The sequence below is a fragment of the Xanthobacter sp. ZOL 2024 genome (assembly GCF_052932325.1).
Genome location: NZ_CM128808.1, coordinates 3189148 through 3208293, shown reverse-complemented (window position 1 = coordinate 3208293; position 19146 = coordinate 3189148). Strand labels below are relative to the sequence as shown.

The following is a 19146-nucleotide window of genomic DNA, read 5'->3' as shown; positions in this document are numbered from 1 at the left end:
TTTTGTCGAATGACGGATTTTCACCATGTACAACAAGCGCCTTGAAGCATTGCGCAGCAATCCAGGCGGGGATTGGATCCCGGCAGATCTTGAGATCACCGCCTCCCAATATGCCGTGAAATTTCGCAAGGTCACGGGAACCCATGTGGTCTTCACCCATCCCTCGGTGCCCAATTGCGTCGCCGTGCCGATGAAGAAGAAGATCCGGCCCGCCCATGTGCGGGCTTTCGTCGAGATGATCGACCGCATGGACGAGATGGACCAATGAGCGACCTCAACACATATCCCCACGATCTGGCCCCCCTGCCGGCCGATGAGGGCGGTGGCTTCATTGTGCGCTTTCCCGACATTCCCGGCTGCCTGGGTGTCGGTGATACGCCAGAGGATGCCATGGCGGACGGCCTCGAGGCCCTGTTCGCCTGCATCGATGCGCTGAAGGCGGCCGACCGCGAGCCGCCCGCGCCATCCGCCCGCTGACCCGTCAGCCACCGTCGGGGTGACGCCTCTCCGCCTGCTCCTCCAGCCAGGCTGACACCGTGTCCAACAACCGGATCGCCGCCGGCAACTGGGCATGGGCCTGCTGTTGCGCCGGCGTCTGCGGCTCCAGCGTCCGCCACCAGACGATGAAGCGCTCGATCAGCGCGCGCCCCGGAACCTGTCCAAAAGCAAGGCCGGGAAAGGCCTGGAGACCGAACGCTGCCTCCACGTCGGCCAAGCACGCCGCCACATAGGCCCGGTCATCGTCGCCGAGGGGAAATGGCGTCTGCGGAGCGCGCCGCACCATGCGCACCTCGCTCAATTCTGGAATGTAATCCACCTTCGTCACACAGGCCCCTTCTCTGCCAGCCCCCGCTCCCATGGCGCCAGTCCGCGCCGGCGGCGGCCCGGCGCCGGCGCGAACTGGCGCGCGGCCGCATTCTTGCACGTTTGATGCCATGCACTGCGCCAACGACACTAGGGGTGCCGTCGCCACCCCCATCCTGGAAGCCCTGCGGCGGGCCGCGATGGAGCGCGCGTGCTCTAAGGGGGCGGATGCCCTGTTCGGGCAGCGCGACCTCCCCTTCCCGCGCCGATTCGACACGATCGTGCGCGTGTTCCCTCGGTGCACCGCCCCTGCGCTGCGCCGCCATGGCGCGCACGGCTACGACGAGCTTGCGCCGCCCGTGGGGCCCGCCGGCCGCCGACCGGCGACCACTTTCGCCACCACCCACGCGGAGGCGGAGCCGTTCATTGACCGGGCGGGCCTGCACCCATGACGACCCCCGCGCTCCAACCCGCCCCCACGCTGTCGGCCCCGGCGCACACCGACGCCACCGCCATCCATGCCGTGCCGGCCCGGCTCCGGCCCTGGGGCTTTGAGGTCCTGGTGCTACGCGAATTCCGACCAGCCGATGCCCCGCCCGCCTTCGCGCGGATCGAGCAGCACCTGCTCCGCGCGCCCGAGCGGCTCAATCGCCACGGTGTGTCCTTCGCGTTGGCACTGCGCCCGGAGATCGTCTCCGCCCTGACCGGCCTGGTCGGCCGCCCCTCCCAGCGTGACGCGGCGGACCGGCCCATCCGCAATCCCCTCTGGCCCGCCCTCACCTGGCAGGCGCGTCCGTACGACTGGCCCGATGGCACGCGCACCACCGAATGGTGGGCTCAAGCGCGATTCCCCACGTTCGCCCCCTGGGACGCCCTTCGTCGCCAGTTCGCCCCGGCGCTCGCGGGGCACGGCGCCCCATGCCCGTCACCATCCTCGGAGCCGCAGCCATGAGCCCCCCCTCGAACGCCGCCCCGCCCGCGCCGACCGCCGCGTCATCGCCAGCCACCATCGCCTGCCCGCATTGCAACGGGGCCAACGCCGCCGGGACCGATCTTCGGGCAACCTTTCGGAGCATGCGCTGCAGACACTGCGGCGGGCCGCTCTTCACCGGCACTCCGCTGACCCTGACCGCCGCCAATTTCGACGCCCACACCGCCGCCGACGGCCTGCCGCTGCTGGTCGACTTCTGGGCGTCGTGGTGCGGCCCCTGCAAGAGCATGGCGCCGGTGTTCGAGCGCCTCGCCGCCGAGTTCGAGCCCCATGTGCGCTTCGCCAAGGTGGACACCGACAGCGAAGGCGATCTGGCCACCGCCTTCCGCATCCGGACCATCCCCACGCTGAGCCTCGTCCATGATCGCCGGGAGGTGGCACGCATCGCCGGCGCGCTGTTTGCCGGTGATCTGCGCCGCTGGCTCTATGGCGCCCTGTCCGAAGCGACAGGCACCGAGGCCGCGACGGGCTGACTCAGCCGATCCCCCTCCACCCTTTTTGCCCCATGGGAGTTGCCCCAATGACCACGACCGTTGCCGAGACCCGCGCCATCATGAAGGAAGCGGACTTCGATTTTCCCGTGGATACCGTCTGGCGCGCGCTCACCGATTCCGAGTGGCTCGCCGTCTGGTTCTTTCCCAACGACATCCAACCCGTGGCCGGGCACCGGTTCACCATCTGGGGCCGGCCCATCGAGCGCTGGGACGGCGAGTTCCAATGCCAGGTGAAGGAGGTGCAGGCCCAGCATCTCATTTCCTTCCGCTGGAGCGGCGGCCATGAGGAGCTCAAGGGCTTCGGCCATTATATTGACACCACCGTCACCTGGCGGCTGGCCGCGACCGAGGCCGGCACCCACTTCACCTTCCTGCACGAAGGCTTCACCACTGATGCCGGCACCGATGCGGTGTTCGAGGTGATGTCCAAGGGGGCTGAGAGCGTGTTGCGCACCCTCGCCAAGCGCCTGCCCGACCTCGTGACCCACGGCGCCTGAACGCGCTTCGGTCCGCAAACGAAAAAGGGCCGCCCTGGGGCGGCCCTTTTCCATTCTCACGCGCTGCGGATCACTCCGCGGGGCCAGCCGGCTCGCTGGGCGCCGGCGCTTCCGCCGGGCCCTCCACGAGCGCCACCGGGGCTTCCGTCTGCTCGTCGCGGGTGGCGACGATGAGGTCGTCCCGCGAGTTCGCGACGGCCCGCAGCTTGTTCATCTGCGCGCCCGTGCCCGCCGGGATCAGCCGGCCGACGATGACGTTCTCCTTGAGGCCTTCCAGCGGGTCCACCTTGCCGTTCACGGCAGCTTCGGTGAGCACGCGGGTGGTCTCCTGGAACGAGGCCGCCGAGAAGAACGAGCGGGTCTGCAGCGAGGCCTTGGTGATGCCCAGCAGCACCGGATGACCGGTGGCCGGCTTCTTGGCTTCTTCCGCCGCCTTCTCGTTCGCCTCGATGAACTCGATACGGTCCACCTGCTCGCCGTCGAGGAAGTCGGTCTCGCCGGCGTCGTCGATCTCGACCTTCTGCAGCATGTTCCGGACGATCACCTCAATGTGCTTGTCATTGATGGTCACGCCCTGCAGCCGGTAGACCTCCTGGATTTCGTTGACGAGGAAGGCCGCAAGCTCTTCCACGCCCTTGATCGCCAGAATGTCGTGCGGCGCCGGATTGCCGTCGACGATGAAATCGCCCTTCTCCACCACGTCGCCGTCCTGGAGATGGATGTGCTTGCCCTTCGGGATCAGGTACTCGACCGGATCTCCACCCTCGGTCGGCTCGATGGAGAGCCGGCGCTTGTTCTTGTAGTCACGGCCGAAGCGGATGGTGCCGGAGATCTCGGCGATGATCGCCGCATCCTTCGGACGCCGGGCCTCGAACAGCTCCGCCACCCGCGGCAGACCGCCGGTGATGTCGCGGGTCTTGGCGCTTTCCATCGGCACGCGGGCCACCGCGTCACCAGCCTTGATGTGCTGGTTGGGGTCCGTCGAGATGATGGCCTCAACCGGCAGCGCGTAGCGGGCGTCACCGCCGCGCGGCAGCTTCGAGACCTTGCCATCCGGCCCCTTGATGAGGATGGCCGGACGCAACTCAGGCCCACGTCCCGAGCGGCTGTCGGTCACCACGCGCTTGGCGATACCGGTCGATTCGTCGACCGTCTCGTTCATGGACGCGCCTTCCACCAGATCCTCGAAGGCCACCGTTCCGTCCACCTCGGTGAGGATCGGACGGGTGTAGGGGTCCCACTCGGCGATGCGCTGGCCGCGCTTGATGGTGTCGCCCTCGTCCACCTTGAGGCGGGCGCCGTACTGAATGCGGTTCACCGCGCGCTCGGTGCCGTCGAGATCGACGATCACCACGGCGAGGTTGCGGCTCATCACCACGAGGTCGCCATCCGAGTTCCGCGCCACGTTGCGGTTGCGGATGCGGACGGTGCCCTCGAAGTTGCTTTCCACATAGGAGCTGTCCGCGAGGGTCGCGGCGCCGCCGATGTGGAAGGTGCGCATGGTGAGCTGGGTGCCCGGCTCGCCGATGGACTGGGCGGCGATGACGCCGACCGCCTCACCCATGTTGACCGGCGTGCCGCGGGCGAGGTCGCGCCCATAGCAGGTGGCGCACACACCGTTGCGCGTCTCGCAAGTCAGCACCGACCGGATCTTGATCTCCTGGATGCTGGACTTGTTGATCTGCGCGATGTGGTGCTCCTCGATCATGGTGCCCTTGGGCACCAGCACGGTGCCGGTGGCCGGCTCCACCACGTCTTCCGCCGCGGTACGGCCGAGCACGCGGGACGCCAGCGACGCCACGATCTGGCCCGCGTCGAGGATGGCGCGCATGTGGATTCCCTTGTCCGAGCCGCAATCGCGCTCGGTGATGATGGAATCCTGCGCCACGTCCACCAGACGGCGGGTGAGGTAACCCGAGTTCGCGGTCTTCAAGGCGGTGTCGGCCAGGCCCTTACGGGCGCCGTGGGTGGAGTTGAAGTACTCCATCACGGTCAGGCCTTCCTTGAAGTTCGAGATGATCGGGCTCTCGATGATCTCGCCGGAGGGCTTCGCCATCAGTCCGCGCATGGCCGCCAGCTGACGCATCTGGGTCGGCGACCCACGGGCACCGGAGTGGCTCATCATATAGATGGAGTTGATCGGCTTCTCGCGGCCGGTCTCCGGGTCCTTCTTCACCGAGGAGATTTCCTTCATCATCTCTTCGGCGATGCGGTCGGTGCACTTGCCCCAGCAATCGACGACCTTGTTGTACTTCTCACCCTGGGTGATCAGGCCGTCGTTATACTGCTGCTCGTATTCCTTGGTGAGGGCGCGCGCCTCTTCCACCAGGTCCCACTTCTTCTTCGGCACCACCATGTCGTCCTTGCCGAACGAAATGCCGGCGCGGAAGGCGTTGTAGAAGCCGAGCGACATGATGCGGTCGCAGAAGATCACGCTCTCCTTCTGACCGCAGTGGCGATACACCGTGTCGATCATGTTGGAGATTTCCTTCTTCGTCATCAGCTTATTGACGACGTCGAAGGTGATCTTGGGGTCGCGGGGCAGCAATTCGGCGATCTTCATGCGACCGGGAGTGGTCTCATAGATCTTAGAATATTCCTTGCCCTCGGCATTCACGCCGATGTAGCGGCCCTTGATCTTCGTGTGCAACGTGATCGACTTGGCGTTCAGCGCATGGTCGATCTCCGCCATGGTGGCGAACGCCATGCCCTCGCCGGGCTCCTTCTCCCGCATCAGCGAGAGATAATAGAGGCCGAGCACGATGTCCTGAGACGGCACGATGATCGGCTGACCATTGGCCGGGTGCAGGATGTTGTTGGTGGACATCATCAGCACGCGCGCTTCCAGCTGGGCCTCAAGGCTCAGCGGAACGTGCACGGCCATCTGGTCACCGTCGAAGTCGGCGTTGAAGGCCGAACACACCAGCGGATGCAGCTGGATCGCCTTGCCTTCGATCAGCACCGGCTCGAAGGCCTGGATGCCCAAGCGGTGCAGCGTCGGCGCGCGGTTCAGCATCACCGGGTGCTCGCGGATGACCTCGTCGAGGATATCCCAAACCTCCGGACGCTCCTTCTCCACCAGCTTCTTGGCCTGCTTCACCGTGGCCGAGTGGCCCTTGGCGTCGAGGCGCGAGTAGATGAAGGGCTTGAACAGCTCCAGCGCCATCTTCTTGGGCAGGCCGCACTGGTGCAGCTTCAGCTCCGGGCCCACCACGATGACCGAACGGCCGGAATAGTCGACGCGCTTGCCGAGCAGGTTCTGGCGGAACCGGCCCTGCTTGCCCTTGAGCATGTCGGCCAGCGACTTCAGCGGCCGCTTGTTGGCGCCGGTGATGACGCGGCCACGACGCCCGTTGTCGAACAGGGCATCCACCGCCTCCTGAAGCATGCGCTTCTCGTTGCGGATGATGATGTCCGGCGCGCGCAGCTCGATCAGCCGCTTGAGGCGGTTGTTGCGGTTGATGACGCGACGATACAGATCGTTGAGGTCGGAGGTCGCGAAGCGGCCACCGTCCAGCGGAACCAGCGGACGCAGGTCCGGCGGAATGACCGGCACATGCGTGAGGATCATCCACTCCGGCTTGTTGCCGGAAAGCTGGAAGGCCTCGACGATCTTCAGCCGCTTGGCGAGCTTCTTGGGCTTCAGCTCGGTGGTCGCCTCGGCGATCTCCTGGCGCAGATCGGCGGCGATCTTCTCCAGGTCCATGGAGCGCAGCAGCTCACGGATGGCCTCGGCGCCGATCAGCGCCGTGAAGTTGCTCTCGCCATACTCGTCCTGAGCGCGCAGATACTCTTCTTCCGAGAGCAGCTGGCGATACTTGAGCTTGGTGGTGCCGGGCTCGATCACCACGAAATACTCAAAGTACAGGATGCGCTCGAGATCCTTAAGGGTCATGTCGAGCAGCAGGCCGATGCGCGAGGGCAGCGACTTCAGGAACCAGATGTGAGCCACCGGGGCGGCGAGCTCAATGTGCCCCATGCGCTCGCGCCGCACCCGCGACAGCGTGACTTCGACGCCGCACTTCTCGCAGATGATGCCCTTGTACTTCATGCGCTTGTACTTGCCGCACAAGCACTCATAGTCCTTGATGGGACCGAAGATGCGGGCGCAGAACAAGCCGTCACGCTCGGGCTTGAACGTGCGGTAGTTGATGGTCTCCGGCTTCTTGATCTCACCGTAGGACCAGGACTTGATCTTTTCCGGGCTCGCGATCGAGATGCGGATCTGATTGAAGCTCGGGGCCGGAACGGTCGGATTGAAGACGTTCAGGACTTCCTGGTTCATAAGCTGGCTCCCAAACGAAGTGGGCCTTGTCTCGTAAAGCCTGGCCGGCACGATCGCCGGGCAGGCCGTCCGCCGGGGGGCGGAGCGACGGGGGCGAGCCCCCGTCAGGTGTTCTCGAGATCGACGTTCAGGCCGAGCGAGCGCATTTCCTTCACGAGCACGTTGAAGCTCTCGGGAATACCGCTCTCGAACGTGTCCTCGCCGCGCACGATGGCCTCATAGACCTTGGTGCGGCCAGCCACGTCGTCCGACTTCACGGTCAGCATCTCCTGCAGCGTATAGGCGGCGCCGTAGGCTTCGAGAGCCCACACCTCCATTTCGCCGAAGCGCTGGCCACCGAACTGCGCCTTGCCGCCCAGCGGCTGCTGGGTCACCAGCGAGTAGGGACCGATCGAACGGGCGTGGATCTTGTCGTCGACCAGGTGGTGGAGCTTCAGCATGTAGATGTAGCCCACCGTGACCTTACGATCGAACGGCTCGCCCGTGCGCCCGTCGAACAGGGTCGACTGGCCCGACGGATCGAGACCCGCCATCTCCAGCGAATGCTCGATGTCGTCTTCGTGGGCCCCGTCGAACACCGGGGTCGCGATCGGCACACCCTTGCGGAGGTTCTCGCCCAGCTCGGGCAATTCCTCGTCCTTGAGGGCATCGATCTCCGGCTTGCCGTAGATGGTCTCAAGCCGCGAGCGCAGAGGCTTCAGGTCCTGGTTGCCGTAATAGGCTTCCACCGCCGCCGCCACCTGCTTGCCGAGCCCGGCGCAGGCCCAGCCCAGATGCGTCTCAAGGATCTGTCCGACGTTCATGCGCGAGGGCACGCCCAGCGGGTTCAGCACGATGTCGACATTGGTGCCGTCCTCCAGGAACGGCATGTCTTCCACCGGCACGATCCGCGAGACCACGCCCTTGTTGCCATGGCGACCGGCCATCTTGTCGCCCGGCTGGATCTTGCGCTTCACCGCGACGAAGACCTTCACCATCTTCATCACGCCGGGCGGCAGTTCGTCACCGCGCTGCAGCTTCTCCACCTTGTCGAGGAAGCGTTGCTCAAGACGCTTCTTCGACTCGTCATACTGGGCGCGGATGGCTTCCAGCTCGCTCATGATGGCGTCGTCCGCCACAGCGAACAGCCACCACTGCGACCGCGGGAACTCGCCGAGGACATCGCGGGTCACCACACTGTCCTTCTTGAAGCCCTTGGGGCCGGCGATGGCGGTCTTGCCGTCGAGGATCTCGGTGAGACGGCCGTAGACGTTGCGGTCCAGGATCGCCTGCTCGTCGTCGCGGTCCTTGGCGAGCCGCTCGATCTCCTCGCGCTCGATGGCCAGCGCACGCTCGTCCTTGTCCACGCCATGGCGGTTGAACACCCGGACCTCGACGATGGTTCCCTTGGTGCCGGGGGGCAGCCGCAGGGAGGTATCGCGCACGTCCGCCGCCTTCTCGCCGAAGATGGCGCGCAGCAGCTTCTCTTCCGGGGTCATCGGGCTCTCACCCTTGGGGGTGATCTTGCCAACCAGGATGTCGCCGGCGTTCACCTCGGCGCCGATGTAGACGATGCCCGCCTCGTCGAGATTCTTCAGCGCCTCTTCCGAGACGTTGGGAATATCGCGGGTGATTTCCTCCGGCCCAAGCTTGGTATCGCGGGCCATGCACTCGAATTCCTCAAGATGGATCGAGGTGAACACGTCGTCCTTGACGATGTTCTCGGAGAGCAGGATGGAGTCTTCGTAGTTGTAGCCGTTCCACGGCATGAACGCGACCAGCACGTTCCGGCCGAGCGCCAGATCGCCCAGCTCGGTGGACGGCCCATCGGCGATGATGTCGCCCTTACGCACCTGGTCGCCCACCCGCACCAGCGGACGCTGGTTGATGCAGGTGGACTGGTTGGAGCGCTGGAACTTCATCAGCCGATAGATGTCCACGCCCGACTTGGACGGGTCCGGTTCCTCGGTGGCACGGATCACGATACGGGTGGCGTCCACCTGATCGATGATGCCCGTGCGGCGCGCGGCGATGGCCGCACCCGAGTCGCGGGCGACCACGGCTTCCATGCCGGTGCCCACCAGCGGCGCCTGCGAGCGCACCAGAGGCACAGCCTGACGCTGCATGTTCGAGCCCATGAGCGCGCGGTTCGCGTCATCGTTCTCAAGGAACGGGATGAGCGCCGCCGCCACCGAAACCAGCTGCTTCGGCGACACGTCCATGAAGTCCACACGGTCCGGGGAGACCATCAGCACGTCGCCGGCGTGGCGGCAGATGATGAGGTCCTCGGTGAACTTGCCGTCGGTATCGAGGGGCACGTTCGCCTGGGCGACGTAGTACTTCCCCTCCTCCATGGCCGACAGATAAACCACCTCGTCGGTGACCTTGCTGTCCACCACCCGGCGATAGGGCGCCTCGATGAAGCCGTACTTATTCACGCGGGCGAAGGTCGCCAGCGAGTTGATGAGGCCGATATTCGGGCCTTCCGGCGTCTCGATGGGGCAGATGCGGCCGTAGTGGGTCGGGTGCACGTCGCGCACTTCGAAGCCGGCACGCTCACGGGTCAGACCGCCCGGGCCCAGGGCCGAGAGACGCCGCTTGTGGGTGATCTCGGAGAGCGGGTTGGTCTGGTCCATAAACTGCGACAGCTGCGAGGAGCCGAAGAACTCGCGCACCGCAGCCGCCACCGGCTTGGCGTTGATGAGGTCCTGCGGCATCACGGTGTCGATGTCGACGGACGACATGCGCTCCTTGATGGCGCGCTCCATCCGCAGCAGGCCGACGCGGTACTGGTTCTCCATAAGCTCGCCCACGGAGCGCACGCGGCGGTTGCCCAGGTGGTCGATGTCGTCGATCTCGCCCTTGCCGTCGCGCAGCTCCACCAGCGTCTTGATGACGGCGAGGATGTCCTCGCGGCGCAGCACGCGCACGGTGTCGGGGCAATCGAGGTCGAGGCGCATGTTCATCTTCACGCGACCCACGGCGGAGAGGTCGTAGCGCTCCGCATCGAAGAACAGCGAATGGAACATGGCCTGCGCCGAATCGATGGTCGGCGGCTCGCCCGGGCGCATCACGCGGTAGATGTCGAAGAGCGCGTCCTCGCGGGTTACGTTCTTGTCGGCCGCCAGGGTGTTACGGATATAAGCGCCGGTATTGACGTGGTCGATGTCGAGGATCGGGATCTCGTCGTAACCGAGCTCCTCAAGCTGCTTGAGGTTCTTCTCGGTCAGCTCGTCACCAGCCTCCAGATGGATCTCGCCGGTCTGCAGATCCACCAGATCCTCGGCCACATACTGGCCCACCATCTCCTCGTCGGAGATCTTGAGGGCCTTGAGGCCCTTCTCGGCCAGCTGACGGGCGGCGCGGACGGTGAGCTTCTTGCCCGCCTCCAGCACCACTTCGCCGGTGTCCGCGTCGATCAGATCGGCAACGGCCTTGTAGCCCTTCATCCGCTTGGGATCGAACGGCATGCGCCAAGCGCCCTTGTCGCGGGAGAACTGGATCTTCTCATAGAAGGTATCCAGGATCTCTTCAGCGTCGAGGCCGAGGGCCAGCAGCAGGCTGGTGACCGGAATCTTGCGGCGCCGGTCGATGCGCGCATAGACGATGTCCTTGGCGTCGAACTCGATGTCGAGCCAGGAGCCGCGATAGGGAATGATGCGGGCCGCGAACAGCAGCTTGCCCGAAGAGTGGGTCTTGCCCTTGTCGTGGTCGAAGAACACGCCCGGCGAGCGGTGCATCTGCGAGACGATGACGCGCTCCGTGCCGTTGACGATGAACGTGCCGTTCATGGTCATCAGCGGAATGTCGCCGGTGTAGACGTCCTGTTCCTTGATGTCCTTGACCGACTTGGCGCCGGTATCCGGATCCACATCGAACACGATCAGACGCAGCGTGACCTTCAGCGGGGCGGCGAAGGTCATGCCACGCTGGCGGCACTCGTCCACGTCATATTTCGGCGGCTCGAACTCGTAGCGCACGAATTCGAGCATCGATGCGCCAGAGAAATCGGAGATGGGGAATACAGACTTGAACACCGCCTGCAGACCGTCGTCGTCGCGCCCGCCCTTGGGTTCCTCAATCTGAAGGAACTGGTCGTAGGATGCCTTCTGAACCTCGATGAGGTTCGGCATCTCAGCCACTTCCTTGATCTTCCCGAAGAACTTGCGGATCCGCTTACGACCGGTGAACGTTTGCGCCATCTCGATCCTCGTCCGTCCAGGTCCCATTCGGGCCGGCACCCTGCTTTGAGGGCTCGCCGCGCCGGCACCGGAACCACTTCACCGTCGGCCTGAAGAGGTGGGGGCGCGCACGCCATCCCTCTCCAGCGCCATGACGGTTCTCCCGGCCGCCGGGGATTTGCCCACCGGCGGCCGGGAGAACCGTCTCTCTCACTCCATCGCCCTGACCACCGGCCCGGACGACCCCTTCCGAAAGCGCTCCGGGCCGAGGCCCGGAGCGCGAACGTCAAAGGCTCACTTGAGCTCGACCTTGGCGCCAGCCTTCTCGAGCTGGGCCTTAAGCTTCTCAGCCTCGTCCTTGGCCACGCCTTCCTTGACGGGCTTCGGAGCGCCTTCCACCAGATCCTTGGCCTCCTTCAGGCCGAGACCGGTGATGGCGCGCACTTCCTTGATGACCTCGATCTTCTTGTCGCCGGCGGAAGCCAGGACAACGGTGAACTCGGTCTGCTCTTCCACCGCGGCGGCAGCAACGCCAGCGCCGGGAGCGGCAGCCACGGCCACGGCGGCAGCGGCGGAGACGCCCCACTTCTCTTCGAGGAGCTTCGCGAGCTCGGCGGCCTCGAGCACGGTGAGGGCGGAGAGCTCGTCAACGAGCTTGGTCAGGTCAGCCATGGGATTCTTCCTTAAGAGATAGGTTCGATTTCGAGATTTGCGAGATCAGGCCGCCACGGATGCGCATCCGGGCCGCCCGGGCCTCACGCAGCTTCGTCCTGTTTGGCATAAGCCCCGAACACGCGGGCGAGCTTCGCCGCCGGCGCGGTGGAGAGCTGGGCGATCTTGGTCGCCGGGGCCTGGATGAGGCCAACCAGCTTCGCGCGCAGTTCGTCCAGAGACGGCATGGTGGCAAGCGCCTTCACACCATCTGCATTCAGGGGCGTGGTGCCCATCGCACCACCAAGGATCACGAACTTGTCGTTGGCCTTGGCGAACTCGACAGCAACCTTCGGCGCCACCACCGGATCGCTCGAATAAGCGATCAAGGTCGGTCCCTTGAGAAGGGACGCCACATGGGCGACGTCGGAGCCTTCCAGAGCGATCTTGGCGAGGCGGTTCTTGGCCACCTTCACGGTCGCACCCTCAGCCTTCATCTGCCGACGAAGTTTCGACATCTGGGCCACGGTGAGACCGGAATAGTGGGCGACCACGACGACGGAAGTGGTCTTGAACACTTCCGTGAGCGTCGTGACGAGCTCTTGTTTTTCCGCTCGATCCACGTCTGGCTCTCTTTAAGCCTGTGGCGGAACGCCACTCCTTGCGGAGCGAAATTCCACCGGTTGCGCCTTGCCGCCCGTTGCGGCCGACCCGTTCTAGAACGGCATGCCGACCGCAGCGCGCGGCGCTCATGCCCTGTCCCCTCGGATCCCGACGAAGCTCGAGGCTCGACATGGAACACAAGGCGCTGGTTCGAACCGATCTCTTCAGTGACCGCCACAGCGACCACCGACCTGAATTCCGGTTTTCCCCGTCTATGCGGGCTCCCGCCACCCGACACCAGGCCGGGCCATGAGATTTAAACCGATGCCAACCTTGCGGTGACACCGACACCTGCAGTCTCGGACAGGACCTTCGACCGTCTCGCGAGAGATTCCGTTAAGAATCACCATCGAGACAGACGATAAGGCCGGGCGGGCGAACCCTCCCAGCCCTTCCACCCGGTCAAGGGGGAAGCTCAAATCCTCTTCCCGCCAGCATGCCGGCTAGGAAACAGCCCATATAATGCCTCGGACCCCGCTTGTCACGTCCCTTGGCACATTTTTCGCTAACCGTCGCCCGCCCCTCTCGGTGCGGCGACGGCGCGTGCCCGGCGCGAAGGCCCGGCACGCCGATCAAACGACCGAGGCCGCAGCGCATGGAACGCTGCGGCCTCAGGTCCGACTTGGTGTGCCGATCAGGCGGTCAGGACGGTGGAGGGCTCCACCTTGATGCCCGGGCCCATGGTGGACGACACGGCAATGCGCTGCACATAGGTGCCCTTGGCGCCGGTCGGCTTGGCCTTGACCACCGCATCCGCGAAAGCGCGGATGTTCTCGGCGAGCTTCTCGGTGGAGAAGGAGGCCTTGCCCACGCCGGCGTGGATGATGCCGGCCTTCTCCACGCGGAACTCCACCGCGCCGCCCTTGGCAGCGCCAACGGCGCCCTTCACGTCCATAGTGACGGTGCCGACCTTGGGGTTCGGCATCAGGCCGCGCGGGCCGAGCACCTTACCCAGACGACCGACCAGCGGCATCAGGTCCGGGGTGGCGATGCAGCGGTCGAAATCGATGGTGCCGCCCTGGATGGTCTCCAGCAGGTCCTCGGCGCCCACGATGTCGGCGCCCGCCGCCTTGGCCTCGTCGGCCTTGGCGCCACGGGCGAACACGGCCACCCGCACGGTCCGGCCGGAGCCGTTCGGCAGGTTGCACACGCCACGCACCATCTGGTCCGCGTGGCGGGGATCGACGCCGAGGTTCATCGCGACCTCGATGGTCTCGTCGAACTTGGCGGTGGACCGCTCCTTCAGGAGCGCGATGGCCTCGTCGAGCCCGTAGAGCTTGACGTGGTCGATGCCTTCATGCGCGGCACGGATGCGCTTGCCCTGATTTGCCATGGCGCTCACCCCTGAACCTCAAGGCCCATGGACCGGGCCGAACCTTCGATCATCTGAACGGCCGCCTCGACGGAGTCGCAGTTCAGATCCTTCATCTTCTTCTCGGCGATCTCCGCGAGCTGAGCGCGGGTGACCTTGCCGGCGAAGCCGCCCTTGCCGGGGGTCTTCGAACCGGAGCCGGGCTTCTTCTTGGTGTCGAGGCCAGCGGCCTTCTTCAGGAAGTAGGAGACCGGCGGGGTCTTCATCTCGAAGGTGAAGGAACGATCCTGGTAGGCGGTGATCACCACCGGGATGGGCATGCCCTTTTCCATCTGGGCGGTCTGCGCGTTGAACGCCTTGCAGAACTCCATGATGTTGAGACCGCGCTGACCCAGCGCGGGACCAATCGGCGGGGCCGGATTGGCGCTGCCGGCGGGCACCTGCAGCTTGATGAAACCTGCAATTTTCTTCGCCATTTCAACTTCTCCCAACTAAGCCAGACGCCGGCAGAAGCCAGCGCGGCAGGGATGCGTGGTGCGGTTCGCGGCGCGCTTGGCGAGACGCGCCATCCCCTCCCACGCTGGCACCCCCGAAGGGACGCCGACTTGCGGCTTGCGCCGCATCCAGCCGCGCCGAAGCACGGCCGAAACCGGATCAGGCGACCTTCTCAACCTGATTGAATTCGAGCTCCACCGGCGTCGCGCGACCGAAGATGGACACCGCCACCTTGAGACGCGAGCGGGTGTCGTCCACCTCTTCCACGATGCCGTTGAAGGACGCGAACGGACCATCGGCGACCTTCACCGTCTCGCCCACCTCGAACGAGATAGAGGGCTTCGGCCGCTCAATGCCTTCCTGCACCTGCTGCAGGATGCGCATGGCCTCGCCCTCGGAGATCGGCATGGGCTTGTTGTCGGCACCCAGGAAGCCGGTGACCTTCGGGGTGTTCTTGATGAGATGGAAGGCCTCGTCGGTGAGGTCCATCTTCACCAGCACATAGCCGGGGAAGAACTTGCGCTCCGTATCGACCTTCCGGCCGCGGCGCACCTCCACCACCTTTTCGGTCGGCACCATGATCTGTTCGAACAGATCGGTGAGACCCCGCTGCTCCGCCTGCTCGCGAATCGAGTCGGCGACCTTCTTCTCGAAGTTGGAATAAGCGTGAACGATGTACCAGCGCTTCGCCATGGTTGCCTCCCTTCCGCCTCACTGCCCAAGAGTGAGGAGCGTGGAGACGCCAAAACGAATGACCTGATCGACGACCAGGAAAAAGATGGCGGCGAGAAACACCATGGCGAACACCATGGCCGTGGTGATCAGCGTCTCGCGCCGGCTCGGCCAGGTCACCTTCGCCGTTTCGGCACGGACCTGCTGAAAGAACTCGACAGGACTGTTCTTCGCCATGTGCCACAGGACGGTTCCTTGAGGCATGCCCCGGTGACCGCCACCTCTCCCTGTTCGATGGTGGCAGGCCCGATTGCGCCGCACACCTTCGCCAAACCCAATAGCCCTCAGGGCCCGATTTCGGAAGGCCGCGAACGCTGAACCGAACCGGGTTGAAGGAAAATCGATCCGATCGCGGGCCAATGCCCCGGGCGTGGATCATTCCCTGAACCGCCGCGCTGCCCACCACCCACCGGAACCGTGTTCCGGAAAATGGCAGGAGTGGAGGGACTCGAACCCCCAACCCCCGGTTTTGGAGACCGGTGCTCTAACCAGTTGAGCTACACTCCTAGGCCGGCCCTCGTCTGCGCGGCCTGTAAGGCGCTGCATTCGAGGGTAAAGCCCACCGCGCCGGGAAGCGACCCAGCGCATCGGTGACGTGTCTTTAGAGGGATGCGGATCGCCTGTAAAGGGGATCGCGTCGCCGCATCGGCGCCATCCCCAGGCGCGCGCCGGCAAAGTCGCGCCACTCAAGGCGCCGGGACGGCCGGCCGGCGGCGCGGCGAGGTCGCGGCATCGGCCTCACCCAGGGTACAGGCGCGATTCGCCCCCGTTCCGGGCGCATTCTCGAACACACAGGGCGGGCCCGGCGGCTGGCCGCACACCCGCTCCAGATTCTTGAAACTGACACATCGCCCGTCCGGACCACGATAGCCCGGCCCGCCCTTGCAGCCGCAGCCCTGGCAGGATGGCCGCTCCGGGCAGCGCGTCTCCGCCGCGGCCGGCGCCGCCAGCGAAACACCGCCGCAAAAGAAAAGGGCGGCGCACAGGCGCCGCCCCTTCCCAATGCCAAAGGTCAACCGGAGGCCCACCGCGAGGCCTCACTCGATGATGGAGGCCACCACGCCGGCGCCGACGGTACGACCGCCTTCACGGATGGCGAAGCGCAGCTTCTCTTCCATGGCGATCGGCACGATCAGCGCCACGTCCATGGACACGTTATCGCCGGGCATCACCATCTCGGTGCCTTCCGGCAGGGTGCACACGCCGGTCACGTCCGTGGTGCGGAAGTAGAACTGCGGGCGGTAGTTGGTGAAGAACGGGGTGTGACGACCGCCCTCTTCCTTGGTCAGGATGTAGGCTTCGGCCTTGAACTTGGTGTGGGGCTTCACCGAGCCGGGCTTGCACACCACCTGGCCGCGCTCCACGTCCTCGCGCTTGGTGCCACGCAGCAGGATGCCGACGTTGTCACCGGCCTGACCCTGGTCGAGCAGCTTGCGGAACATTTCGACGCCGGTCACCGTGGTCTTCACGGTGGGACGGATGCCGACGATTTCCACTTCCTCGCCGACCTTGATGATGCCGCGCTCCACGCGACCGGTCACAACGGTGCCACGGCCGGAGATCGAGAACACGTCCTCGATCGGCATCAGGAACGGCAGGTCCACCGGACGCTCCGGCTGCGGGATGTAGGCGTCGACCTGGGTCATGAGCTCCAGGACGGCGTCACGGCCGAGCACGGGGTCGCCGTTCTCGAGGGCCACCAGGGCCGAGCCGCGCACGATCGGGATGTCGTCGCCGGGGAAGTCGTACTTGGAGAGGAGCTCACGCACCTCCATCTCGACCAGCTCCAGCAGCTCCGGATCGTCGACCATGTCGCACTTGTTCAGGAACACCACCAGGGCCGGCACGCCGACCTGACGGGCGAGCAGGATGTGCTCGCGGGTCTGCGGCATGGGACCGTCGGCGGCGGACACCACCAGGATCGCGCCGTCCATCTGGGCCGCACCGGTGATCATGTTCTTCACATAGTCGGCGTGCCCGGGGCAGTCGACGTGCGCGTAGTGGCGGTTCTGGGTCTCATACTCCACGTGGGCGGTGGAGATGGTGATGCCGCGGGCCTTCTCTTCCGGCGCCTTGTCGATCTGGTCGTAGGCGGTGAAGGTGGCGCCGCCGGTCTCGGCCAGAACCTTGGTGATCGCAGCGGTCAGCGAGGTCTTGCCATGGTCAACGTGACCAATGGTGCCGATGTTGCAGTGCGGCTTCGAACGGTTAAACTTCTCTTTGGCCATCGTTCTCTCTCACTCGGTCGGGCGCCCGCGCGGGCCGCAAAAAAAGCCGCCGTGGGATAGGTGGTTTCGCGCGCGGATGCAAGAGCCCCGCGTCGCCGGGCCTGCGCCTATCGCGCGAATCAGGAAAAGAATGGAGCGGGTGAAGGGAATCGAACCCTCGTATTCAGCTTGGAAGGCTGCTGCTCTACCATTGAGCTACACCCGCTTAACCGGGAACGAGGCCCGAAACCGAACGCTCGTCGCCCCGGCTTCTGTCTTTCGGATTGACGGGTGGTGGAGGGGGTTGGATTCGAACCAACGTAGGCAGAGCCAACGGATTTACAGTCCGTCCCCTTTAACCACTCGGGCACCCCTCCGCCCCGTCATCGCATTGGATGGGCCAAAGGCCACTCCACTGCAACTCCGCTATGTGAGCCAGTGTGTCGCAACCGCGATCTCGCAAGGAGCGGGCACTGGCTGGGACGGCGACGAGCTGGCTCAAACCGCCGTCCGAGGAGCGGCTTTATGTAAGCCAGCCGGCCGCAAGTCAACCGCAAATCGCCGCCGGTGGAGAAGCCTGTGGACGACGCCGGAAGGCTCCTGGCCTGCTGCCGGCACGCAGGCGGGAAGCGTCAACGACGCAGTCGCCCCGGCCCACCGGCATGGGCCCTCTCGCGTCTGCCCTCTTTGCCTCTGCCCTCTTTGCCTCTGCCCTCTTGCGCCGTGCGCCCGGCTCTGACAAAGCCTCGCTCATGTCCGATCCATCGTCTCCCCGCCCCCCGCGTGGCCCTGGCGGCCGCCGCCCGTTTGCCGGCAAGTTCGGCGGCAAGCCCCACGCCGCGCCCGGCGGCCGTGGTCGTTCCGGCAAGGGCGGGGCCCCGACCTGGGCGGGCGAGGACGATGTCGCCCTGCTCTATGGTTGGCACACAGTGGCCGAGGCGCTCGCCAATCCGCAGCGCCGCTTCCGCAAGATCCTCGCCACCGAGAATGCGGTGAACCGCCTGGCCGAATCCAACCTCCCGCTGCCCGTCGCGCCCGAGATCGTGCGGCCTTCGGAGATCGACAAGCTGCTCGGGCCCGATGCGGTGCACCAGGGGCTGCTGGCGGAGGTGGACCACCTGCCCTCCCCCCGGCTCAAGGACATCGCCAAGACCGACCTGGTGCTGGTGCTCGACCAGATCACCGACCCCCACAATGTGGGGGCCATCGTGCGCTCGGCGGCGGCGTTCGCGGTCTCCGCCATCGTCACCACCGCGCGGCACAGCCCCGCCGCCACCGGCGTGCTCGCCAAGAGCGCGTCCGGCGGGCTTGAGCATGTGCCCATCTGCCTGGTGCAGAATCTCGCCCGCGCCCTCAACGAGCTCAAGGACAACGGCATGCTGGTGGTGGGGCTCGACAGCGAGGGCGCGGCCGATCTCGCTGACACGCCCCTGCGGGCGCCCCTCGCCCTCGTGCTGGGCGCCGAGGGCAAGGGTCTGCGTCAGCTCACCCGCGAGACATGCGATGTGCTGGCGCGAATCGATCTGCCCGGCGTCATCAAGAGCCTCAACGTCTCCAATGCCGCCGCCCTGTCCCTCGGCATGGCGCGCCAGGCCCTGCGAAGCCGCTGAGAGGCGCACAAGCGCCCCCACGATACCGCCACCCTCCCGTTGCGGCATTGCACCTAAGACCAATAGACTATCGTCGTAGCGCCATTCTTTCGCCAGAATGGTGACCAGGCGCAAAAGCGCCCTGCGCCGCCGAACCACACGCCAAAATAGTGGAAAGGTGAGCCAACTGAGGAACGCCCCGTCACCGGCGCCCTCGTGGCGCGCGGATGTATTGACATGGCCCGACGTCGGCCCGCTGCGGCAGT

Annotated in this window: 16 protein-coding genes and 3 tRNA genes; 6 read left to right on the top strand and 13 right to left on the bottom strand. The window is 65.6% G+C overall.

Going from position 1 to position 19146, the window contains the following annotated elements; all coding sequences use genetic code 11:
- Positions 1-25: 25 nt before the first annotated feature.
- Both ACU4E7_RS14655 and ACU4E7_RS14650 read left to right on the top strand, forming a co-directional pair.
- A complete protein-coding gene (locus ACU4E7_RS14655) occupies positions 26-268 on the top strand; it encodes a hypothetical protein (RefSeq protein ID WP_238121717.1) in 243 nt (80 codons plus the stop codon).
- A complete protein-coding gene (locus ACU4E7_RS14650; RefSeq protein WP_447019269.1) occupies positions 265-477 on the top strand; it encodes a type II toxin-antitoxin system HicB family antitoxin in 213 nt (70 codons plus the stop codon). Before ACU4E7_RS14655 ends, ACU4E7_RS14650 begins: the two co-directional genes overlap by 4 nt.
- 4 nt (positions 478-481) lie before the next feature.
- Here the strand turns inward: ACU4E7_RS14650 and ACU4E7_RS14645 are convergent, their stop codons facing one another.
- A complete protein-coding gene (locus ACU4E7_RS14645) occupies positions 482-826 on the bottom strand; it encodes a hypothetical protein (protein ID WP_447019268.1) in 345 nt (114 codons plus the stop codon).
- Between the two features lie 540 nt (positions 827-1366).
- Here ACU4E7_RS14645 and ACU4E7_RS14640 point away from each other — a divergent pair.
- The 3 genes from ACU4E7_RS14640 (at position 1367) to ACU4E7_RS14630 (ending at position 2786) form a co-directional block, all read left to right on the top strand.
- Positions 1367-1756, top strand: a complete 390-nt coding sequence (locus tag ACU4E7_RS14640) for a hypothetical protein (RefSeq protein WP_447019267.1) — start codon at positions 1367-1369, stop codon at positions 1754-1756.
- Positions 1757-1878: 122 nt separating this feature from the next.
- Positions 1879-2268 (top strand): thioredoxin, encoded by a 390-nt coding sequence (gene trxA / locus ACU4E7_RS14635; RefSeq protein WP_447019266.1) that lies wholly within the window; start codon positions 1879-1881, stop codon positions 2266-2268.
- Positions 2269-2315: 47 nt separating this feature from the next.
- Positions 2316-2786 (top strand): SRPBCC family protein, encoded by a 471-nt coding sequence (locus tag ACU4E7_RS14630; RefSeq protein ID WP_447019265.1) that lies wholly within the window; start codon positions 2316-2318, stop codon positions 2784-2786.
- A gap of 70 nt (positions 2787-2856) precedes the next feature.
- Here ACU4E7_RS14630 and rpoC read toward each other — a convergent pair whose 3' ends face one another.
- The 12 genes from rpoC to ACU4E7_RS14570 form a co-directional block, all read right to left on the bottom strand.
- Complete coding sequence (rpoC, locus tag ACU4E7_RS14625; RefSeq protein WP_238121711.1) at positions 2857-7071, bottom strand: DNA-directed RNA polymerase subunit beta'; 4215 nt, start codon at positions 7069-7071, stop codon at positions 2857-2859.
- 104 nt (positions 7072-7175) lie between these two features.
- Positions 7176-11252: a DNA-directed RNA polymerase subunit beta gene (rpoB, locus tag ACU4E7_RS14620; RefSeq protein WP_447019264.1), complete on the bottom strand. Its 4077-nt coding sequence runs from the start codon at positions 11250-11252 to the stop codon at positions 7176-7178.
- 273 nt (positions 11253-11525) lie between these two features.
- Positions 11526-11903, bottom strand: a complete 378-nt coding sequence (gene rplL, locus ACU4E7_RS14615) for a 50S ribosomal protein L7/L12 (RefSeq protein WP_238121709.1) — start codon at positions 11901-11903, stop codon at positions 11526-11528.
- A gap of 83 nt (positions 11904-11986) precedes the next feature.
- Entirely contained in the window at positions 11987-12505 is a 519-nt protein-coding gene (gene rplJ / locus ACU4E7_RS14610) for a 50S ribosomal protein L10 (RefSeq protein WP_238121708.1), read from the bottom strand.
- Positions 12506-13179: 674 nt separating this feature from the next.
- Complete coding sequence (gene rplA, locus ACU4E7_RS14605; RefSeq protein ID WP_238121707.1) at positions 13180-13878, bottom strand: 50S ribosomal protein L1; 699 nt, start codon at positions 13876-13878, stop codon at positions 13180-13182.
- Positions 13879-13883: 5 nt separating this feature from the next.
- Positions 13884-14333 carry a 50S ribosomal protein L11 gene (gene rplK / locus ACU4E7_RS14600; RefSeq protein WP_238121706.1) on the bottom strand — a complete coding sequence of 150 codons (450 nt, stop codon included), beginning with the start codon at positions 14331-14333 and terminating at the stop codon, positions 13884-13886.
- 178 nt (positions 14334-14511) lie between these two features.
- A complete protein-coding gene (gene nusG, locus ACU4E7_RS14595) occupies positions 14512-15045 on the bottom strand; it encodes a transcription termination/antitermination protein NusG (RefSeq protein WP_238121705.1) in 534 nt (177 codons plus the stop codon).
- Positions 15046-15063: 18 nt separating this feature from the next.
- Positions 15064-15261 (bottom strand): preprotein translocase subunit SecE, encoded by a 198-nt coding sequence (gene secE / locus ACU4E7_RS14590; protein ID WP_238121704.1) that lies wholly within the window; start codon positions 15259-15261, stop codon positions 15064-15066.
- Between the two features lie 253 nt (positions 15262-15514).
- Positions 15515-15591: transfer RNA gene (locus tag ACU4E7_RS14585), tRNA-Trp, on the bottom strand.
- Positions 15592-16121: 530 nt separating this feature from the next.
- Entirely contained in the window at positions 16122-17312 is a 1191-nt protein-coding gene (gene tuf / locus ACU4E7_RS14580; protein ID WP_238121703.1) for an elongation factor Tu, read from the bottom strand.
- Between the two features lie 131 nt (positions 17313-17443).
- A tRNA-Gly gene (locus ACU4E7_RS14575) sits at positions 17444-17517 on the bottom strand.
- A 66-nt stretch (positions 17518-17583) separates the two neighbouring features.
- Positions 17584-17668: transfer RNA gene (locus tag ACU4E7_RS14570), tRNA-Tyr, on the bottom strand.
- A 375-nt stretch (positions 17669-18043) separates the two neighbouring features.
- Here ACU4E7_RS14570 and rlmB point away from each other — a divergent pair.
- A complete protein-coding gene (rlmB, locus tag ACU4E7_RS14565; protein WP_447019263.1) occupies positions 18044-18901 on the top strand; it encodes a 23S rRNA (guanosine(2251)-2'-O)-methyltransferase RlmB in 858 nt (285 codons plus the stop codon).
- The last annotated feature ends 245 nt before the right edge of the window (positions 18902-19146 follow it).

Coding starts and splice junctions, on each gene's coding strand:
- ACU4E7_RS14655 (WP_238121717.1), top strand. CDS start 26: ATGTACAACAAGCGCCTTGAAGCATTGCGCAGCAATCCAGGCGGGGAT.
- ACU4E7_RS14650 (WP_447019269.1), top strand. CDS start 265: ATGAGCGACCTCAACACATATCCCCACGATCTGGCCCCCCTGCCGGCC.
- trxA (WP_447019266.1), top strand. CDS start 1,879: ATGCGCTGCAGACACTGCGGCGGGCCGCTCTTCACCGGCACTCCGCTG.
- ACU4E7_RS14630 (WP_447019265.1), top strand. CDS start 2,316: ATGACCACGACCGTTGCCGAGACCCGCGCCATCATGAAGGAAGCGGAC.
- rpoC (WP_238121711.1), bottom strand. CDS start 7,071: ATGAACCAGGAAGTCCTGAACGTCTTCAATCCGACCGTTCCGGCCCCG.
- rpoB (WP_447019264.1), bottom strand. CDS start 11,252: ATGGCGCAAACGTTCACCGGTCGTAAGCGGATCCGCAAGTTCTTCGGG.
- rplL (WP_238121709.1), bottom strand. CDS start 11,903: ATGGCTGACCTGACCAAGCTCGTTGACGAGCTCTCCGCCCTCACCGTG.
- rplA (WP_238121707.1), bottom strand. CDS start 13,878: ATGGCAAATCAGGGCAAGCGCATCCGTGCCGCGCATGAAGGCATCGAC.
- rplK (WP_238121706.1), bottom strand. CDS start 14,333: ATGGCGAAGAAAATTGCAGGTTTCATCAAGCTGCAGGTGCCCGCCGGC.
- nusG (WP_238121705.1), bottom strand. CDS start 15,045: ATGGCGAAGCGCTGGTACATCGTTCACGCTTATTCCAACTTCGAGAAG.
- secE (WP_238121704.1), bottom strand. CDS start 15,261: ATGGCGAAGAACAGTCCTGTCGAGTTCTTTCAGCAGGTCCGTGCCGAA.
- tuf (WP_238121703.1), bottom strand. CDS start 17,312: ATGGCCAAAGAGAAGTTTAACCGTTCGAAGCCGCACTGCAACATCGGC.
- rlmB (WP_447019263.1), top strand. CDS start 18,044: ATGTCCGATCCATCGTCTCCCCGCCCCCCGCGTGGCCCTGGCGGCCGC.